Origin of the sequence: Vibrio splendidus 12E03, from assembly GCF_000272105.2 — a bacterium.
In the GTDB taxonomy this organism is placed as follows: Bacteria; Pseudomonadota; Gammaproteobacteria; order Enterobacterales; family Vibrionaceae; genus Vibrio; species Vibrio splendidus_I.
Map to the genome: position 1 here is coordinate 1 of NZ_AJZD02000320.1, position 18392 is coordinate 18392.

17 protein-coding genes and 1 riboswitch are annotated in these 18392 nt (G+C 45.4%); of the genes, 11 read left to right on the plus strand and 6 right to left on the minus strand.

Annotated features, from left to right (window positions below; all coding sequences use genetic code 11):
* The first annotated feature begins 463 nt into the window (after positions 1-463).
* The 8 genes from A142_RS20425 (at position 464) to thiH (ending at position 8727) form a co-directional block, all read left to right on the plus strand.
* Positions 464-1846: a multicopper oxidase family protein gene (locus A142_RS20425; protein ID WP_019820030.1), complete on the plus strand. Its 1383-nt coding sequence runs from the start codon at positions 464-466 to the stop codon at positions 1844-1846.
* 100 nt (positions 1847-1946) lie between these two features.
* Positions 1947-2330: a fluoride efflux transporter CrcB gene (crcB, locus tag A142_RS20430; RefSeq protein WP_029405270.1), complete on the plus strand. Its 384-nt coding sequence runs from the start codon at positions 1947-1949 to the stop codon at positions 2328-2330.
* 62 nt (positions 2331-2392) lie between these two features.
* Positions 2393-2491, plus strand: a riboswitch (TPP riboswitch).
* A 129-nt stretch (positions 2492-2620) separates the two neighbouring features.
* Positions 2621-4570 (plus strand): phosphomethylpyrimidine synthase ThiC, encoded by a 1950-nt coding sequence (thiC, locus tag A142_RS20435; protein ID WP_019820037.1) that lies wholly within the window; start codon positions 2621-2623, stop codon positions 4568-4570.
* Complete coding sequence (locus tag A142_RS20440; RefSeq protein ID WP_019820038.1) at positions 4570-5862, plus strand: thiamine phosphate synthase; 1293 nt, start codon at positions 4570-4572, stop codon at positions 5860-5862. Before thiC ends, A142_RS20440 begins: the two co-directional genes overlap by 1 nt.
* Positions 5852-6634 (plus strand): HesA/MoeB/ThiF family protein, encoded by a 783-nt coding sequence (locus tag A142_RS20445; RefSeq protein WP_019820039.1) that lies wholly within the window; start codon positions 5852-5854, stop codon positions 6632-6634. The genes A142_RS20440 and A142_RS20445 overlap by 11 nt, the downstream gene beginning before the upstream one ends.
* Positions 6631-6840: a sulfur carrier protein ThiS gene (gene thiS / locus A142_RS20450; protein WP_019820040.1), complete on the plus strand. Its 210-nt coding sequence runs from the start codon at positions 6631-6633 to the stop codon at positions 6838-6840. The genes A142_RS20445 and thiS overlap by 4 nt, the downstream gene beginning before the upstream one ends.
* A 2-nt stretch (positions 6841-6842) precedes the next feature.
* Positions 6843-7607, plus strand: coding sequence for a thiazole synthase (locus A142_RS20455; protein ID WP_019820041.1), 765 nt, complete (start codon positions 6843-6845; stop codon positions 7605-7607).
* Between the two features lie 7 nt (positions 7608-7614).
* Entirely contained in the window at positions 7615-8727 is a 1113-nt protein-coding gene (gene thiH / locus A142_RS20460) for a 2-iminoacetate synthase ThiH (protein WP_019820042.1), read from the plus strand.
* Positions 8728-8863: 136 nt separating this feature from the next.
* On the opposite strand, the gene A142_RS20465 is transcribed toward thiH, so the two are convergent.
* Together A142_RS20465 and A142_RS20470 are read right to left on the minus strand one after the other, a co-directional pair.
* Positions 8864-10654: an aminopeptidase P family protein gene (locus A142_RS20465; RefSeq protein WP_019820043.1), complete on the minus strand. Its 1791-nt coding sequence runs from the start codon at positions 10652-10654 to the stop codon at positions 8864-8866.
* A gap of 122 nt (positions 10655-10776) precedes the next feature.
* Entirely contained in the window at positions 10777-11718 is a 942-nt protein-coding gene (locus tag A142_RS20470; RefSeq protein WP_019820044.1) for a LysR substrate-binding domain-containing protein, read from the minus strand.
* Between the two features lie 101 nt (positions 11719-11819).
* Between A142_RS20470 and A142_RS20475 the strand changes: the two genes are divergently transcribed.
* Both A142_RS20475 and A142_RS20480 read left to right on the plus strand, forming a co-directional pair.
* Positions 11820-13019: a multidrug effflux MFS transporter gene (locus A142_RS20475; RefSeq protein ID WP_029405271.1), complete on the plus strand. Its 1200-nt coding sequence runs from the start codon at positions 11820-11822 to the stop codon at positions 13017-13019.
* A gap of 102 nt (positions 13020-13121) precedes the next feature.
* Entirely contained in the window at positions 13122-13403 is a 282-nt protein-coding gene (locus A142_RS20480; protein WP_004736654.1) for a hypothetical protein, read from the plus strand.
* Between the two features lie 85 nt (positions 13404-13488).
* On the opposite strand, the gene A142_RS20485 is transcribed toward A142_RS20480, so the two are convergent.
* The 4 genes from A142_RS20485 to A142_RS20500 all read right to left on the minus strand — a co-directional run bounded on the left by A142_RS20485 (position 13489) and on the right by A142_RS20500 (position 15898).
* Entirely contained in the window at positions 13489-13947 is a 459-nt protein-coding gene (locus A142_RS20485) for a DoxX family protein (protein ID WP_019820047.1), read from the minus strand.
* A gap of 1 nt (position 13948) precedes the next feature.
* Entirely contained in the window at positions 13949-14716 is a 768-nt protein-coding gene (locus tag A142_RS20490; protein ID WP_019820048.1) for an HvfC/BufC N-terminal domain-containing protein, read from the minus strand.
* Positions 14713-15573, minus strand: a complete 861-nt coding sequence (bufB, locus tag A142_RS20495; RefSeq protein WP_019820049.1) for an MNIO family bufferin maturase — start codon at positions 15571-15573, stop codon at positions 14713-14715. The genes A142_RS20490 and bufB overlap by 4 nt, the downstream gene beginning before the upstream one ends.
* Positions 15574-15637: 64 nt before the next feature.
* Positions 15638-15898 (minus strand): BufA1 family periplasmic bufferin-type metallophore, encoded by a 261-nt coding sequence (locus A142_RS20500; RefSeq protein ID WP_004736650.1) that lies wholly within the window; start codon positions 15896-15898, stop codon positions 15638-15640.
* A gap of 264 nt (positions 15899-16162) precedes the next feature.
* On the opposite strand from A142_RS20500, the gene uvrD reads away from it, so the two are divergent.
* Positions 16163-18337: a DNA helicase II gene (uvrD, locus tag A142_RS20505; RefSeq protein WP_019820050.1), complete on the plus strand. Its 2175-nt coding sequence runs from the start codon at positions 16163-16165 to the stop codon at positions 18335-18337.
* The last annotated feature ends 55 nt before the right edge of the window (positions 18338-18392 follow it).

Genomic DNA, 18392 nt, shown 5'->3' on the forward strand with positions numbered 1-18392 from the left:
CTAGCAGAAATGCTAGAGCCTTTTTGCTTTTTGAATCTAATATATTTTCAGAGCAGCGGATTCCCCCGACTTACCAAACTAGCGCGTATTGGGAGTCTAAATCTCCACCCTGCCATATTTAAGGCTCTAGTCGAAAGACTAGAGCTTTTTTGCTTTTTGAATCTAATATATTTTCAGAGCAGCGGGTTCCCCGACTTACCAAAATAGTGCGTATTCGGAGTCTAAACTTCCATCCGTGCCATATATAAAGCCTCAGCAGAAATGTTGAGGCTTTTTTACGTCTGTTGGTTCTATTTTTTAGTCGATAATCCCTATCTTCAACAGAACCAAGCCTTAATATTGTAAGTACTTACTTATCCCCGCGTCTTTTATAAACAATCGTCAGCACAAACCACACTTCTTTATGAGAATTATTCTCAATATTTTGTTACATTTTGGTCGTTATTACTAAAAGGCAACAAATATGGATATTTCCCGTCGTAAGTTTATTCAATCATCTCTCGCTATATCTGCATTAACTGTCCTACCTGCTTGCTCAATGAAGCAGTCTGTTGATGATCAAGGAAAGTTCGTTTATGACTTAACTGCTGAGCCTTCAACTGCTGAGTTGGTGAAGGGATTTACTACTAATGTTTTAGCCTTTAATGGACAGATTCCAGCACCGATTATTCGCTGTCGACAAGGCGAAAAGGTAATGATTCGATTTACAAACAAGCTATCAGAACCGACCACAATTCATTGGCATGGCCTGAGAATTCCGATCGAAATGGATGGGGTTCCTTTCTTAAGTCAGCCTCCTATTATGCCCGGTGAAACGTTTGTCTATGAGTTTACGCCACCAGATGCGGGTACATTCTGGTATCACCCGCACATGAACAGTGTTAAGCAACTTGGTATGGGCTTGGTCGGGCTTATTATTGTCGAAGAGAGTGCGCCAGTTCAGTTCGATGAAGAGCATGCTCTGATGCTTAAACATTGGCATATCGACAAACAAGGTCAGTGGAAAGACTTGATGATCCCTCGTCTCAGCGCTCGTATGGGAACGCCAGGAGAGTGGAGTAGCGTCAATGGCGTACATGAACCCATCTATCAATTGAAGCAGCACGCAATGACTAGGCTGCGTATCGCTAACGTTGATAACACGATTACCTACCCGATTGCGATTGAAGGGGCTGAAGCATGGGTCATTGCCATTGATGGTAACCCTGTAAAGACACCTTATAAGCTGACTCAACACAAAATTGGCCCAGGTATGCGTGTCGATCTCGGGCTGATTGCTCCAAAGGAAGGGGAGCGAGTGAATGTTCTGCAAATGAAGGGACGTTTTCCTTTTTCCTTGTGTGAGTTTGAGGCTGTAGATTCCACGCTAATAGAAGGCCAAACACTTCCTTCATTGCCTCTCAATCCAGTACCTAACTTAGATCTCGTCAACGCAGAGGAAATCGATTTTGTGTTTGAGTGGGAAGGAGCGGTCTCACCGGTATCTAAAGATGGGAAGTCGATGCCTAAGTTTTGGCTTACGAATAAACGCGCGTGGGAGGGAATGAGCAAAGACAATATTCCAGCTCCGTTAGCGACTTTGGAGTTAGGTAAAACTTATATATTCGATCTTAAGAACGTCACTCAATATCACCACCCAATTCATATCCATGGTCATACATTCACTGTATTGGAACTTGATGGCAAAAAAATAGAAGAGCCTTTCCATACCGATACTGTATTACTAGGGAAAAACGGCCGAGCGAAAGCTGCGTTTGTTGCAGACAACCCAGGACGTTGGATGTACCACTGTCATGTAATTGAACACATGAAAACCGGATTGATGGGGTATATCGAAGTTAAGTGACACCTGTAACGTTTAATATTTGCGCATGCATTCTTAGTTTCTACCCTCGCTTTTATCGGCGGTAAAGCTAGAATATAGGGACTGTTATTTGGGAGGATTCATGGGTCAGCTATCTATTTTAGGTTTTATTGCCATTGGTGGTGCATTTGGTGCTTGTTCGCGCTATTTGATTTCAGAGTTATGTGTAGTGATGTTAGGGCGTGGTTTTCCTTACGGTACGCTGACTGTTAACGTGATCGGCTCCTTCATTATGGGTTTGCTCATCGCCGCATTTGAAAATGAGATGGTTGCGACAGAACCATGGAGACAGATCATCGGTCTTGGTTTCCTTGGGGCACTGACTACGTTCTCTACATTTTCGATGGATAACGTGCTTCTTATGCAGCAGGGCGCTTTCTTTAAGATGGGACTCAATGTGCTGCTCAACGTGGTTCTCAGTATCTCTGCAGCATGGATCGGCTTCCAACTTTTGATAAAGTCTTAAAACTTTCTTACGATTTGTTAACAACTCGGCTTGGTTTATCCAAGCCGTTTTTATATACTCGATCGAACTTGTCGGAGTGCCATATGGCTGAGACCGTTAACTCGGGATCCGTTGAACCTGATCAGGCTAATACCTGCGAAGGGAACAAGAGTAGATATCTAACTAGAATCCTTCTAGAGATCTATCTCCAGATCACAACTGTATTTCTTACCGTGATCCCTCTTGTAGCATCTAATCCGTCAAGCATTTTTATCCCTATAAATAATGGCTAAAAGCCAAGGAAAAATGCTATGTCGAGTCGTAAACAAGCAAGACTGGAAGCGAAGAATTTCATCGATTCTTTATCCGTACAACCTTATCCAAATTCAAAAAAAGCTTATATCCAAGGATCTCGCGAGGACATTCAAGTCCCTGTTCGAGAAATATCCCTCGCAGATAGCCTTGTTGGTGGTACCAAAAAAGAGCCTGTATTCGAACCTAATGAGCCGATTCATGTCTACGATACCTCAGGTGTTTATACTGATCCTACGCATGAAATAGACCTTTATAGCGGCCTTCCTAAGTTGCGAGAGCAATGGATTGAAGAGCGTGGTGATACGGAATTGCTCGATGATGTAAGCTCTGTTTACACCAAAGAACGTTTAGAAGATGAAACCCTAGACGACCTTCGTTACGGAAATCTGCCTCGAATTCGTCGCGCTACTGGCGACCAATGTGTAACTCAACTGCATTATGCTCGTCAGGGAGTTATCACACCTGAGATGGAGTACATTGCGATACGTGAGAACATTGGGCGTCAGAAGTTCGCTGATGAACAGCTTAATCACCAACACCCTGGCCATAACTTTGGCGCAAACCTGCCAAAAGAAATTACCCCTGAGTTCGTGCGTAAAGAGGTCGCTGAAGGCCGAGCTATCATCCCTTCAAACATCAACCACCCTGAATCTGAGCCGATGATTATTGGCCGAAACTTCTTGGTTAAAGTGAACGCCAATATCGGTAACTCTTCTGTAAGCTCTTCGATTGAAGAAGAAGTGGAGAAGCTAGTATGGTCAACCCGCTGGGGCGGCGATACTGTAATGGACCTCTCTACTGGCCGTAATATCCACGAGACTCGCGAATGGATCCTGCGTAACAGCCCAGTGCCAATTGGTACGGTTCCTATGTATCAGGCGCTTGAGAAAGTGAATGGCGTAGCCGAAGACCTTAACTGGGAAGTGATGCGCGATACCCTTATTGAACAAGCGGAGCAGGGCGTTGATTACTTCACTATCCACGCAGGTTTGCTTCTTCGTTACGTACCTATGACGGCTAAACGTGTAACCGGCATTGTCTCTCGTGGTGGCTCTATTATTGCGAAATGGTGTCTTGCACATCACCAAGAAAGCTTTCTATATACACACTTCCGCGAGATTTGTGAGATCTGTGCGAAGTACGATGTGGCTCTGTCATTAGGTGATGGCCTACGTCCTGGCTCTATTGCAGATGCCAACGATGAGGCTCAATTTTCTGAGTTACGTACTCTAGGTGAGCTGACTAAAGTGGCTTGGGAGTATGATGTTCAGGTGATCATTGAAGGCCCTGGACATGTACCTATGCACCTTATTAAAGAGAATATGGACGAGCAGCTAGAGCACTGCCATGAAGCGCCTTTCTATACATTAGGCCCGCTGACTACAGATATCGCACCGGGTTATGACCACATTACCTCTGGTATTGGCGCGGCAATGATTGGTTGGTACGGCTGTGCGATGCTTTGTTATGTAACACCTAAAGAGCATTTGGGCTTACCAAATAAAGAAGATGTGAAGACTGGCTTGATTACTTACAAGCTGGCAGCACATGCTGCAGACTTGGCAAAAGGGCACCCGGGCGCACAAATCCGAGATAATGCATTGTCTAAAGCACGTTTTGAATTCCGTTGGGAAGACCAATTTAATCTAGCTTTAGATCCAGAAACAGCACGTTCTTTCCACGATGAAACTCTGCCACAAGAGTCGGGCAAGGTTGCTCACTTCTGCTCTATGTGTGGACCTAAGTTCTGCTCGATGAAGATTTCTCAAGAAGTTCGAGAGTATGCGAAAGACACAGAACAAGTAGCGGCTGATCAGGCAATAGAGATTAAGATGCTAGATAACCCGTTGGAGGGTATGCGTCAAAAATCACAAGAGTTCCGTGATACTGGCTCTGAACTATATCACCCTGCTGTAGGAGCAAAAGAAGCTCAATTAGAGGAATAATGACAGTGAAGATTCTCATCCCATCTCAATACATCGAGTTAACGGGGGAGGTTCAAAACTGTCTATTGGTTGCTAAACAACAAGGTTTAGCAACTGATGCAGTTGAGTTGGGTGTAAGCCCAACTCAATACTTCTCTATCGTTGATGCTCAACAGGCACTATTTATTGGCTTTGCTCATGATGTTGATTCATTGGCGGAGTGTCAGTTAGAGCAACTGAACCATGTTGTTGATTACAGTAATTCAGTTGCGCTGATCGATGTTTGTGCTGCTTTGACTCAAGCTTCTAACACAGTCCATATCGGAGTCTCCGATGATTCAGCTGTGTTAGATATCTGGTCACACCTAAATGCTAATCGTGTTATCAAGAGTGACACTACAGCTCATAAAGAATTAGATAGCAGTGGTCACTTTGCTTGGTTACTTACTTTATTGGCGTTGGAATTTCCATTGGAAGATGCGTTGGTTTTAGCTCGCGCTGCATCGAATGTTTCACGTGGAACATGGCCAGCACACTATCAAAATTTTCCTATCCCTGTTCTAGAAGATGAACGACTGGATATCAGCGTTGGTAGGGCTAACCAAGGGACATCACTTTCTTTCCCTGAGTTAACTAAGAATAGCCTCGGTTTATACCCGGTGGTTGATGATGTTGAGTGGATAGAAAGATTGCTTAAACTCGGAATCAATACTGTCCAACTGCGTATTAAGAACCCTCAACAAGCCGATTTAGAGCAACAAATCGCGCGATCTATCGAACTTGGTCGTGAACATAACGCTCAGGTTTTTATTAATGATTACTGGCAGCTTGCACTTAAGCATGGTGCTTTTGGTGTGCACCTTGGGCAAGAGGATATTGAAGAATCAAACCTTTCCCAACTGAGCCAAGCGGGCATTAAGATCGGTCTATCTACTCATGGTTATTATGAGTTGCTGCGCATCGTCCAAATCAATCCAAGCTACATTGCACTAGGCCATATATTTCCGACTACGACGAAACAGATGCCATCAAAGCCTCAAGGCTTGGTGCGTTTATCTCTGTACCAACAGCTAATTGGTACCATCCCATACACAGAAGAACTTACTGGTTATCCGACGGTTGCTATTGGCGGTATTGACCAATCGACTGCTGCGCAGGTTTGGGATTGTGGTGTATCGAGCTTGGCGGTTGTACGTGCGATTACATTAGCGGAAGACCCACAAAAAGTGATCGAATTCTTCGACAAGCTGATGGCTCCTAACTCTTCAATGACGAGTAAAGAGGTTATGCGGGAGCCTAGCTATGCTGAGTGACTTTGAGTTCATTCGTTACCAACGACAAATTGCATTACCTGAGGTTGGTGAGCAAGGGCAACGAAACCTGTTAAACAGCCATGTGTTGGTGATTGGTTGTGGTGGCTTAGGTAATGCCGCTGCTCTCTATCTCGCAGCTTCTGGCGGTGGAAGAATCGTGTTGGTCGATGACGATTGTGTTGATTCATCCAACCTGCAGAGACAGGTAGCGTTCAAGGAGAGCCAATTAGGTTCACCTAAGGTCGAAGCACTTAAACAACAACTAAATGAGCTCAATGAGCGCAGCCAAGTAAGAACCATCAATCAACGAATGAGTGAAAGCCAACTTGAATTAGAAGTCATGTTGGCTGATCTCGTGTTGGATTGTACTGACAACTTCGCGTCACGCCAGCAGGTTAACCGAGCTTGTTTTAAAGCTAATACACCTTTGATATCGGGTTCTGCAATCGGTTGGAAAGGTCAATTTATTGTCTTTGATTATCAGAACCAGAAAGGGTGTTACCACTGCCTTTTCCCGTTTGAGCACCATCCACAAACAACGCGTTGTAGTGATAGCGGCATCATTGGTCCAGTGGTTGGCACTATAGGTAACCTCCAAGCTCTTGCTGCTATTCAGCGTATTAGTAGTGGCGAGTTTAAAGTCGCAACACATCAACTAAAGCTGTTCGATGGCCAGACCATGAACTGGCAAAACCTAATGGTCACGCAAGATAGCGAATGTCCGGTTTGCAACACAACTGCGATCCAACACCTAGAAGAAGAAGCACAATGAGCCACATAACTATTTCTATAAACGAGCAACCAGAGCAGGTCGCGCAATCGTCGTCTCTTTCAGACATCATCCAAGCACTATCGCTACCTGATTTAGGGTGTGTATTTGCTATCAATAATGCGGTTGTACCACGCAGTCAATGGCAACAAACCATCGTCAACGAAGGCGATTCCATCTCTCTTTTCCAAGCTATTGCAGGGGGCTAACCATGTTAACCATCGCAGATAAAACATTTCAATCACGTCTGTTCACGGGAACTGGCAAGTTCGCAAACAAGCATTTGATGGCGAGTGCTATCGAAGCGTCAGGTTCTCAACTGGCAACCATGGCACTGAAGAGAGTTGATATTCGTTCTGAGCAAGATGATATTTTGCAGCCAATTATTGATGCTGGCGTTAATCTACTTCCGAATACCTCTGGTGCGAAGAACGCGAAGGATGCGATTTTTGCCGCACACTTGGCTCGCGAAGCACTCGGTACTAACTGGCTAAAGCTTGAGATTCATCCGGATCCAAAGTACTTGATGCCAGACCCAATCGAGACACTTAACGCTGCTGAGCAGTTGGTGAAAGATGGCTTTGTTGTGTTGCCTTATTGCCACGCCGACCCTGTGTTGTGTAAGCGCTTAGAAGAGGTAGGTTGTGCTGCTGTGATGCCATTAGGTGCACCGATTGGTTCGAATAAGGGAATCGCGTCAGCCGACTTCTTAGAGATCATTATCGACCAAGCCAACGTTCCTGTGGTTGTTGATGCGGGCATTGGTGCTCCATCACATGCGGCACGTGCAATGGAAATGGGTGCTGACGCTGTGTTAGTTAATACCGCGATTGCTGCTTCTCAACAACCTGTTGAAATGGCAGTTGCTTTTAAGTTAGCAGTTGAAGCGGGGCGTATGGCTTACCTTGCTGGTCTCGCTGGTCAGGTATCTCACGCAGTTGCTTCAAGCCCGCTAACCTCATTTTTAGACGAGTAGTATTACTATGACGTTTGTTGATCGATTTAAACAGCTCAACTGGGATGACATTGGTATGTCTATCTTCAGTAAAACGGCCGCGGATGTTGAACGTGCTCTAAGTAAACCCAAACGTGACTTAGAAGATTTTAAGGCTTTGATCTCTCCGGCGGCAGAACCTTACTTAGAGCAGATGGCACAACAATCGTTGGCGTTAACGCGTAAGCGATTTGGTAATACGATGTCGCTGTATATTCCTTTGTACCTATCGAACTTGTGCGCGAATGCGTGTACCTATTGTGGCTTCTCAATGGAGAACCGTATCAAGCGTCGTACGTTAACTTTGGATGAAATTGATGCCGAGAGCGCAGCCATCAAAAAGATGAAATTCGATAGTGTATTGTTGGTGACCGGTGAGCACGAAACCAAGGTTGGAATGAAATACTTCCGCGAGGTGCTGCCGAATATCAAAGCGCAATTTAACTATCTTGCGATGGAAGTGCAGCCGCTTGATCAAGACGACTACGCCGAGCTCAAAACGCTTGGCTTAGATGCCGTCATGGTTTACCAAGAAACATATAGCCCAAGTACCTATGCTGAGCACCACTTGCGTGGCAACAAAATGGATTTTGAATACCGGCTCGAAACGCCCGATCGTCTGGCAAAAGCGGGTATTGATAAGATAGGGATTGGTGCTTTGATTGGCTTGGAAGATTGGCGAACGGAGTGCTTCTTCGTGGCCGCTCATTTGGATTACTTAGAACGAACTTACTGGCAAACGCGTTACTCGATTTCTTTCCCACGTCTTCGTCCTTGTGAGGGTGGTTTGCAACCTAAGTCGATTATGAGTGATAAGCAGTTGGTGCAACTTATCTGTGCTTATCGACTATTAAACCCTGAGGTTGAGTTGTCTCTTTCGACTCGTGAATCTGCAATGTTCCGCGATAACGTGTTGCCGTTAGGTATCACTAGCATGTCTGCCGCGTCAAAAACTCAACCAGGCGGTTATGCTTCAGGTGAGGAAGAGCTTGAGCAATTTGAGATAAGTGATGAGCGAAGTGCGGCTGATATTGAGGCTATGATTCGTCAACGCGGCTTCGACCCAGTATGGCGAGATTGGCACAGCGCTTACTCAGGCTAACTAACATCTTGTTTGATGTTCCACGTGAAACATCAGTGATGTGAAATCGACAAACAAAAACGGCTACCTAAGGGTAGCCGTTTTAATATCTAACTGAACCAACTAGTTTTGGCTCAGTTACCTGCCTAGCAAGGCATTAAGCGTGAGCAAGTGGTGTTGTTGATTGTCGTAACCATTTCAACGTATCACCTTCAACTAATGGGCTAACATCGTTCCATACTTTTTGGTGGTAATCGTTCAGCCACGCAAGTTCAGGTCGCGTCAGTAGATCGACGTTGATGTTGCGCTTATCGATAGGGCAACGTGTTAGCGATTCAAACGTTAATACTGAGAAGTCACCTTGAGTTGGCAGCTCAACAACCAGTTCTAGGTTTTCGATACGGATACCGAACTCTTCTGCACGGTAGTAACCCGGTTCGTTTGATAACACCATACCTTCAACAAGAGGCACGTCGATCAGCTTCTTAGAGATACTTTGTGGTCCTTCATGAACACTGAGGAAGTGACCAACACCGTGACCAGTACCATGGTCGTAATCGAAGCCTTCTGCCCATAAGTGCTGACGCGCTAGAATATCAAGTTGGAAACCACGAGTACCTTGTGGGAAACGCGCACGTGCAATGCCGATGTGACCTTTAAGCGCTAATGTGAACTGCTGAATCATTTCGTCGCTTGGTTGGCCAATCGCGATAGTACGAGTGATGTCGGTCGTACCATCTAAGTACTGACCGCCTGAATCGACTAGGTACAGAGTATTCAGCTCTAGCTGACCTGGTTCAGGTTGGTTCTCATGGTTGTAGTGACACATAGCTGCGTTGCCGCCTGCTGCTGAAATCGTGTCAAAACTTAGGTCCATTAGCGTTGGGTCTTGCTCGCGGAATGATTGTACTTTGTCTGATAGTACCGCTTCGTTGTGTAGGTTACCTTGCGCGACTTCAGCATCAATCCAAGACAAGAACTTGGCCATCGCCACACCATCACGAATGTGACACGCCTTCATACCGGCAATTTCAGTTGCGTTCTTAGCAGCCTTAGGCATTAAGCATGGGTCGGCTGCTTCAATGATATGAGCGCCTGCGTTTTGTAGAACAAGTGTGTACCAAGCATTGCTTGTGCCTGAATCAACTGACACATTCTTACCTTCTAAAGATTGAAGACGTGCTTCAAGCTCAGATGGGTGAGAAACACGAATACCATTGCCAACGTGCGCTTCAAAGCCAGCAGGGATACGAGCTGGGTCTAAGAAGAAATCGACACTTTCATCGGCGTGAATGATGGCATTAGACAATACAACCGGTAGGCGAGACACGTCTAAACCACGAACGTTGAGTAACCAGCAAATAGAGTCTAATTCAGTAAGGATAGCGGCATCCGCACCTTTGGCTTTTAGTAAGCCTGCAATTTCAGCGCGTTTGCTCTCACTTGATTGACCAACGGCGTCGGTCGCCATTAGGCGAACATCAGATACAACAGGCTCAGGACGATCAGACCAAAGCTCATCAATCGGGTTTGCTGTTAATGTTGTGAGTTCAACTTTATCAGCCAGTTTCGCTTGTGCGCCTTTCAACCAAGCTGCTGTGTGCATGCGTGGGTCAAATGCTACCTTGCTGCCTTGTGCTAGTGAATTAATGATCCAATCTAAAGCCGGCTCTTCAATAAGGTGGCGATACTCAAATAACTCTGCTGGTACCTGCTTACGAACCTGAACGGTATAGCGACCATCAACAAAAATAGCAGCGTTTTCACGAGTGATAACCGCTGCACCTGCAGAGCCAGTGAAACCAGTTAACCAGTGAAGTCGCTCGTTATGAGCTGGAACGTATTCGCCTAGGTACTCATCTTCGTGTGGGATGATAACGGCATCTAGTTGGTTTGCTTCAAGCCAAGCTCGAACCGCAGTAACGCGTTCCGCAGTGATATTGTGCATCTGTGTTTATCCTTATTGTTAGGGTCCTTGTTAACACTCACAGTAGATATACATGTGAGGGGACTTATTAGGTCAATAAGCTAGCGCTTTTGTTCGTTTGCTGCAAACGCTGTACGCCATTTTTATCTAAGGTGCAGAGTTTTTTCTTTGATGATATCTCGCAACCAAGTTAGTGCTGGGTCATTTTCTCTATCACGGTGCCAAAACAGAGTGTATGCCATCGGTGGAAATTCCATTGGCAGAGGGACAACGACTAAGTCGAGTTGCTTGGCAACAAGGTAGGTGAAGTGACTGGGTGCGGTAAACACAAAGTCAGTGTAAGTGCACAGACTTGCTGCACTGTTGAAGTCAGGAACAGAAATAGCGATATCACGTTGGTGACCAAGGTCGGCAAGTTTGTAGTCGAGTAACCAACGATCGTTACCATCACATCTTACTTGCACATGACGCTGTGCAAGGTAGGTTTCCAGATCCCATTTGCTGCTCAGAGCAGGGTGGTTGCGTCTTAACACACACATTTGTGCATCGCGATAGATCTCTTGTTCGCAAATATCGTCTGGCGGAAGCATGGTTAAACGCGCGTCGTTAATGTCGATGTCTTTACCCGTGAGTCCGATATCGAGTTCACCAAGCTGCAATTTCTTAAAGGTTTGCTCCGTCCAAGCATGGGTGTTGATATTCACCTTAGGGGCTTGTCGAAATATCGCTGGTAAGAAGTGGGGAAGAATAAGTGGGTAAACACTCTCAACAGCCGCAATGTGAAAACTGTGGTCACTGTTGTTGGGAATGAAGGTCTCTGGTTGGGTAAGCACATCAAGTTGGTTGATCAGTGTTTCTAATCGAGGTTTGAGAAAAACGGCCTTTGGTGTTGGTCGTAGGCCATGAGCACTTCGCGTGAAAAGGGGGTCATTAAATTGCTCACGAAGTTTGGCTAATGACTTACTCACCGCTGACTGGCTAAGGCACAATCGATGCGCAGTGCGAGTAACACTCAACTCTTCCATCAGCACCTGCAAGCAAACTAATAGATTGAGGTCGAGGCGTGATAGTTTCTCGATATTCATGTGAGTTTCCTATTTGGAATAATGCTAATGAGTATATGCCATTTTTGTTCATATCTTTAGTTGGTTATTATGCACCTAAATTAACTCATTCGGAGAATCTTGTGCCTTCTAACGCGCTTCCAACCCCTAGTAAACTGCAGGTTGCTTTATTGGCAATGTTGGTTCTATTTAGCCCTTTGGCTATTGATATCTATCTACCAGCTCTGCCACAAATTTCGACAGCGTTTCACGTGGAACATGCACTAGCACAAGATACGATTACCTGGTTTTTATTCGCCATGGGTGTCGGGCAATTATTTGCTGGCCCTTTAGCTGATAAGTTAGGACGTCGAACCGTTGCATTGGGAGGTGTTAGTATCTATGCATTGAGTGCTTGCTTGGCGTGGGCAGCTCAATCGATTGATATGATGCTAATAGCTCGGCTGCTACAAGGCTTAGGAGCTTGTGCGACTTCTGTAGCAGCCTTTGCGACGGTTCGCGATCTATTTGGCCCTGAAAAAAGTGGCCGCATGATCAGTTACCTCAATGGTGCCATTTGCTTTATTCCTGCACTGGCACCGATTCTTGGTGCTTGGTTGACTCAACAGTTTGGCTGGCGCTCGAACTTTAGCTTTATGGCTGTGTTCGCGGTAGTTGTTGGCAGCATCTTATTCTTCCAAATGAAAGAGTCTAACCCGGCGACAGAGAAGGTTGCTGTGTTCAAACTGGAGCGTTACTGGTCAGTACTGAAAACACCATCGTTCCTTTTCCATGCAACCTTGTGTTTGATGGCGATGGCAGTAATTCTTGCTTATGTTACCTCTGCACCGGTTGTGTTGATGGAAAACTTAGGTTTGACGATGAACGAGTTTACCTTCTGGTTTGGTATTAACGCGGTTATCAACATCACTGCTGCATTCACTGCACCGAAGTTCATGGACCGTTTTGGTACTTACAAAGCATTGGTTGTCGGTATTTCAACGCTTGGCTTAGCGGGTGTGGTTATGTTGGTGCTTGCTGAGCATGCTAGCGCGATCGCATTCATGCTGCCGATTTTCTTATCTTCAGTTGGTTTCGCATGGATTCTTGGTGCCGCAGCTGGTAAGGCACTTGAACCTTTTGGTGACCGTGCGGGTACCGCAGCTGCGTTGCTTGGCTTGTTCCAAATGAGCGGTTCAGGACTTCTTGTGGGTACGATGCAACGTCTTGATTTAACGTCTCAAGTGATGATTGCGCTGCAAATGTTCCTTATTGTTCCTGCATTGTTAGTGCTTGCGAGCAAAGCGGGTAAGTCATGGCACATGACGTTTGCTAAGGCATAAGTCTCAAGGGTGACAAAATATACAAATGGCGGTTTGCGAAACGTTAAAACATGGTATATTTGTCACTCATTGAAACGTTAGTCCCCAACGGAAAATACTGTAATGTCATTAACAACCTACGAAATGGCGCGCATCTTAGAACAAATGGAAGATGCACCTGAAAAGGTCATGTTTGGTAAATTGCTTAAAGAGCTAGGAAACCAAAGTGAAGAGCGTATTCGCAGTGCGGCAAAACAAGTTCCAATTGATACTTTGCGAGATATCATTTACCAATTTCAACGCGTGGTTGAATCTCGTAAAGGTGAACAAGTTCAGCTACTAGCAAAAGAGCTAGCCGAGCAAGGTATCTCTGCTGAAGAGCTACAAGCTTTTCTAAACAAGTAGTTTATTCCAGATAAAAAGAAACCACTCAATTGAGTGGTTTTTTGCGTTTTGGGCTAGGTCAATTTAAGAGCGATGCAAAATAGATCTAGCTTGCGAATTGTTTTCTTAATATTCGATCAAGCGACATAGGTCCGGCTCCCCATACGACGACGACCAGTATCATTAATCCCCACAACTGATGATCATAGAAACCTTGTGCCCACAATACAGGGTATGACACGACGGCCATTATATTGAAAACGAACAACACTGCAGCCATTGGTCGGGTTAACAAGCCAAGCGCTAAGAATACCGGCAGAATCAATTCAGCTGCGGTACCCAAGTAAGCGGCCAATTCCCAAGGCAAAAGAGGCACTTGGTATTCCAATTCAAACAAGTAAAGGGTGCTATCCCAAGTGGCTATTTTGGTGAGTCCTGAATTAAAGAAGACCCACGCCACCCATAGGCGACAAAACAGAAGTAGTACGGGAACAAAAAGTGCCTGTGATTTCTCAATCAAACTGTCGTATTGAGCCATCATGTTCGTGACTGTGTTGTTATCCATATTATCTCTCCAATTCGGCATTGATTGAAAAGCCTGAGATGACGTTAAGTGCCATGACAGTATTCAGATATTGTAGTAGTAAAGGGTCTATCGCTGAGAGCGTTTGACCTGATTGAAATTCGGTTAATAGTTGGTGGCTTTCTTGCGTCAAACGGTGGCTCTCAATCTGTGAATTTTCCGATCGGATTAACACCCCAAATTCAGGTTGGTTGATGTCTAACCCATCGAGTTGTTGCTGATAGATAGCCTGCTCAAGCGCGATAATCGTATAGCTAGAATTAATGAGCGTTATTGAATCTTTGAGATGAAAGACTAAAGCGCCTTGTTGTTCTTGCGGTACATCAGCTAAACGAGAAAGAGGACGTTGGTCGACATGTGATTCTGAAACGCATCTCACTAAGCTATCTTTTTGCCATTCATACAAAGCCACTTCAGCGAGATAAGGTGCAGCCTCGATAACCGCAGGAAAGGCTTGGATAGTTTGTTCAAAGTGTTCACCGTAACCACTGACATCACCTGAGGTTGATGGATAACTTAAGACATGTTGACGAGCCATTTGTTGGAAGCACTCTTCACCAACCAACATTTCAGTGAGTGGGTAGGTTGCTGCCAGTACTTCGCTCAAGCTAATCACAAAGTTATTTCGGTAGATCTGTATGCGCTGTTCATCGGTAAAGTGGTCGCTCACTATGTCGCAGTGCTCACCATTGTTTTGATAGCGTAGGGCGTTAGCAAACTCCGATTGCACATTCGCTAAAGAGTGGCTCATGATGCGCGACTCCTTTGGTTGAACTTGTCGTGTTGATACAAGATGTCACTGGCTTTGGCCGCTTCAGCCAATAAAATTGGTGGCTCTGGGATATCTAAATCCCACTCTATCAAGGTGTGGCGCAAACCATGTTGTGCAATCCAGTCAGTGTAGAGTTGCCATACTTCGTCACAGACAGGCTTGCTGTGGGTGTCTATCCAGATCTCACCTTGTTCGAGTTTCTTTTTGGTAAAACCTGCCAAGTGAATCTCTTCCACTTTGTCTGCTGGTATTCCGTTTAAGTACTCTTCACAGCTGAAACCGTGATTAAAAGATGAGACAAAAATATTATTGAAATCGAGCAGTAGGCGACACTCGGCACGCTTTTGTACCTCGGCTAAAAATTCCCACTCTGGGATGGTTGAATGTTTGAAGGCAAGGTAGCTCGATGGGTTTTCAATCAGCATAGGGCGTTGCAGGCCGTCTTGCACCTCGATGACATTGCGGCAGAAGACTTCTAACGCCTCTTCGGTATAAGGCAGCGGTAACAAGTCATTGAAGTAGTGACCGCCGGTCTGACTCCAGCTGAGATGATCAGAAACCAAGAACGGCTCGATATCATCAATCAGGTCTTTTAACTGCATCAGATGATGTTGATTGATGCGCTCAACAGAACCTAGCGACAACCCAACACCGTGACAACTGATGTTGTGTGCGTGACGAATTTCTCTGAGTTGTTGGCGTTGCGGTGATTGAGCCAAGAAGTAGTTCTCGCTGTGAACTTCTAACCAACTTACTAAGGCTGGATTTTGGCTAAAGAAGTCCAAGTGCGGTGTTCTAAGGCCAACCCCTGCGTTGGGGTGAAGAGTTTGAGTCACAACGATTCTCCTAACAATAAGTGGAGGTGAGCTGAGTGTCAGCTCACCATACTAAGCAGCTCAATTATGATGATTGAGTGTTACCACCTGATAATTTGCCACATAGTCCTTTAGGAACGACCACGAATGCATCGGATTGGTTGTCTTCTTTTGCTGTACCCGCACATGAGCTTGTTTTAGTTGCACAATCATTTTGGCCAGCTTTTGCCACGCCGTAGCATTTTTCTTTTGCTGCTGCTTCCGCAGGTGCTGATGTAAGAACTGCACCGCCGAACGCTAGTACACTTGTGATTGCAGCTGTAACAGCAAGATTAGAATTTTTCATAGTCATTCCCTCTAGGACTTAATAGTATTTTCATATCGCAGGTTAATGGATTGTTAACTTGCTTACTAAAAAGGATAGGAACAACCGGGAAATAATTTCATGGCATTATAAAAAACATCAATATTAATGATGTTTTATCTTTTAAGTTACTGAATTTATGATGTTAATTTTTGATTGTTTTTTCTTCTTATTATCCTAAACGCAGCCTAGTGTTTAGGTTATAATCAACTTTTATGTATAAATACCCAGTAGTGAGCATATCCAATGATAGATCCTTCGCTTTTACTCGATGGCCTAAACGATAAACAACGTGAGGCGGTCGCGGCACCTTTAGAAAACCTACTTATTCTGGCAGGTGCAGGCAGTGGTAAAACGCGAGTGTTGGTGCATCGTATCGCTTGGCTGCAAAGTGTAGAGCAAGCATCACCGTTCTCTATCATGTCAGTTACTTTCACCAACAAAGCGGCAGCAGAGATGCGTGGTCGTATTGAAGAGTTGATGATGGGTAGCTCGTCGGGCATGTGGAACGGCACCTTCCACGGTATCTGTCACCGCATTCTTCGTGCTCACTACCTAGATGCAAAACTGCCAGAAGATTTCCAGATCATTGATTCAGATGATCAGATTCGTTTGCTGCGTCGCTTAATCAAGGCGCAAAACCTTGATGAAAAGCAGTGGCCTGCCAAGCAAGCTTCTTGGTGGATCAATGGCAAGAAAGACGAAGGGCTGCGCCCAAGTCACATTGACGCCTACCATGATCCAATAACTCAAACGTGGTTAAAGATTTACTCTGCTTACCAAGAGGCATGTGATCGTGCTGGCTTGGTCGACTTTGCTGAAATCTTGTTGCGATCGCATGAGCTATTGCGCGATAAGAAACACATCCGCGAGCACTACCAAGCTCGCTTTAAGCACATTCTTGTCGACGAATTCCAAGATACCAACAACATTCAATACGCTTGGCTTCGCATGATGGCAGGCCCGGATTGTCGCGTGATGATTGTGGGTGATGATGACCAATCTATCTATGGCTGGCGTGGTGCTAAAATTGAAAATATTCAGAAGTTCTTGGATGAATTTCCAGGCGCTTCAACGGTTCGACTTGAACAAAACTACCGTTCAACCAAAACCATTCTTCAGGCGTCGAATGAGCTTATCTCAAACAACACCGAGCGTATGGGTAAAGAGCTGTGGACTGATGGCAACGATGGCGAGCCAATCTCTGTTTACTCTGCTTATAACGAGTTAGATGAAGCGCGTTTCACGGTTAGCAAAATCAAAGAGTGGCAGGAGAAAGGCGGTGCGTTAGAAGATACGGCAATGCTATATCGTAACAACGCACAATCGCGTGTTCTTGAAGAAGCTTTGATCCAAGCTGGTCTACCTTATCGAATTTACGGCGGCATGCGATTCTTCGAGCGTCAGGAAATCAGAGACGCCTTGAGCTACATGCGCTTAATGAGCAACCGCAGTAATGATGCGGCGTTTGAACGTGTGGTTAATACGCCAACTCGTGGCTTGGGTGATAAAACGTTAGAAACGATTCGTCTTGCAGCGCGAGATCGTGGTGCGACCATGTGGGAAGCCAGTGTTGCTTTGATCGAAGAGCAAGTGCTACCCGGTCGTGCTGCGGGTGCATTGAGTCGCTTTATCGAACTGATTAATGCGCTTGAAGATGACACGTTGGAACTTAGCCTGCATGAACAAACTGACCACGTGATTAAATCGTCGGGTCTGTTTGCGATGTACGAGCAAGAGAAGGGTGAGAAGTCGAAGGCACGTATTGAGAACTTGGAAGAATTGGTAACGGCAACGCGTCAGTTTGAAAAGCCAGAAGAAGCGGATGAAATGAGTATGCTTACTGCTTTCTTGACTCATGCAGCGTTAGAGGCGGGTGAAGGTCAGGCTGATGAGTTTGATGACGCGGTTCAATTAATGACTTTGCACAGTGCCAAAGGCCTAGAGTTCCCAATGGTATTCATGGTGGGTGTCGAAGAAGGCATGTTCCCAAGCCAGATGTCTGCTGAAGAAGCGGGGCGTTTAGAAGAAGAACGTCGTCTGTGTTACGTCGGCATGACCCGTGCGATGGAGAAGCTCTACATCACCTACGCTGAGATGCGTCGTTTGTACGGTCAGGACAAGTACCACAAACCATCACGTTTTATTCGTGAGCTACCAGAGACTTGTTTGGATGAAGTGCGTATGAAAGCGCAAGTCAGTCGCCCTGCAAGCAGTGGTCGCTTTAGTCAAACCGCTGTGAAAGAGAACTTCAATGAAACTGGTTTTAGCTTGGGTTCTCGCGTGAAGCACCCTAAGTTTGGCGAAGGCACTATCATCAACTTCGAAGGAAGTGGCCCACAGAGTCGAGTTCAAGTGGCGTTTAACGGTGAAGGGATTAAGTGGTTAGTAACGGCTTACGCGCGTTTAGAGCAGCTTTAATCTATTACTTCAGCATCTAATAACCGTTCATTATTGAAAACAAAAAGAGCAGCCA

What these genes read in the sequence shown, in the direction of transcription:
- A142_RS20425 (WP_019820030.1), top strand. Translation starts at nt 464, where the DNA reads ATGGATATTTCCCGTCGTAAGTTTATTCAATCATCTCTCGCTATATCT.
- crcB (WP_029405270.1), top strand. Translation starts at nt 1,947, where the DNA reads ATGGGTCAGCTATCTATTTTAGGTTTTATTGCCATTGGTGGTGCATTT.
- thiC (WP_019820037.1), top strand. Translation starts at nt 2,621, where the DNA reads ATGTCGAGTCGTAAACAAGCAAGACTGGAAGCGAAGAATTTCATCGAT.
- A142_RS20440 (WP_019820038.1), top strand. Translation starts at nt 4,570, where the DNA reads ATGACAGTGAAGATTCTCATCCCATCTCAATACATCGAGTTAACGGGG.
- A142_RS20445 (WP_019820039.1), top strand. Translation starts at nt 5,852, where the DNA reads ATGCTGAGTGACTTTGAGTTCATTCGTTACCAACGACAAATTGCATTA.
- thiS (WP_019820040.1), top strand. Translation starts at nt 6,631, where the DNA reads ATGAGCCACATAACTATTTCTATAAACGAGCAACCAGAGCAGGTCGCG.
- A142_RS20455 (WP_019820041.1), top strand. Translation starts at nt 6,843, where the DNA reads ATGTTAACCATCGCAGATAAAACATTTCAATCACGTCTGTTCACGGGA.
- thiH (WP_019820042.1), top strand. Translation starts at nt 7,615, where the DNA reads ATGACGTTTGTTGATCGATTTAAACAGCTCAACTGGGATGACATTGGT.
- A142_RS20465 (WP_019820043.1), bottom strand. Translation starts at nt 10,654, where the DNA reads ATGCACAATATCACTGCGGAACGCGTTACTGCGGTTCGAGCTTGGCTT.
- A142_RS20470 (WP_019820044.1), bottom strand. Translation starts at nt 11,718, where the DNA reads ATGAATATCGAGAAACTATCACGCCTCGACCTCAATCTATTAGTTTGC.
- A142_RS20480 (WP_004736654.1), top strand. Translation starts at nt 13,122, where the DNA reads ATGTCATTAACAACCTACGAAATGGCGCGCATCTTAGAACAAATGGAA.
- A142_RS20485 (WP_019820047.1), bottom strand. Translation starts at nt 13,947, where the DNA reads ATGGATAACAACACAGTCACGAACATGATGGCTCAATACGACAGTTTG.
- A142_RS20490 (WP_019820048.1), bottom strand. Translation starts at nt 14,716, where the DNA reads ATGAGCCACTCTTTAGCGAATGTGCAATCGGAGTTTGCTAACGCCCTA.
- A142_RS20500 (WP_004736650.1), bottom strand. Translation starts at nt 15,898, where the DNA reads ATGAAAAATTCTAATCTTGCTGTTACAGCTGCAATCACAAGTGTACTA.
- uvrD (WP_019820050.1), top strand. Translation starts at nt 16,163, where the DNA reads ATGATAGATCCTTCGCTTTTACTCGATGGCCTAAACGATAAACAACGT.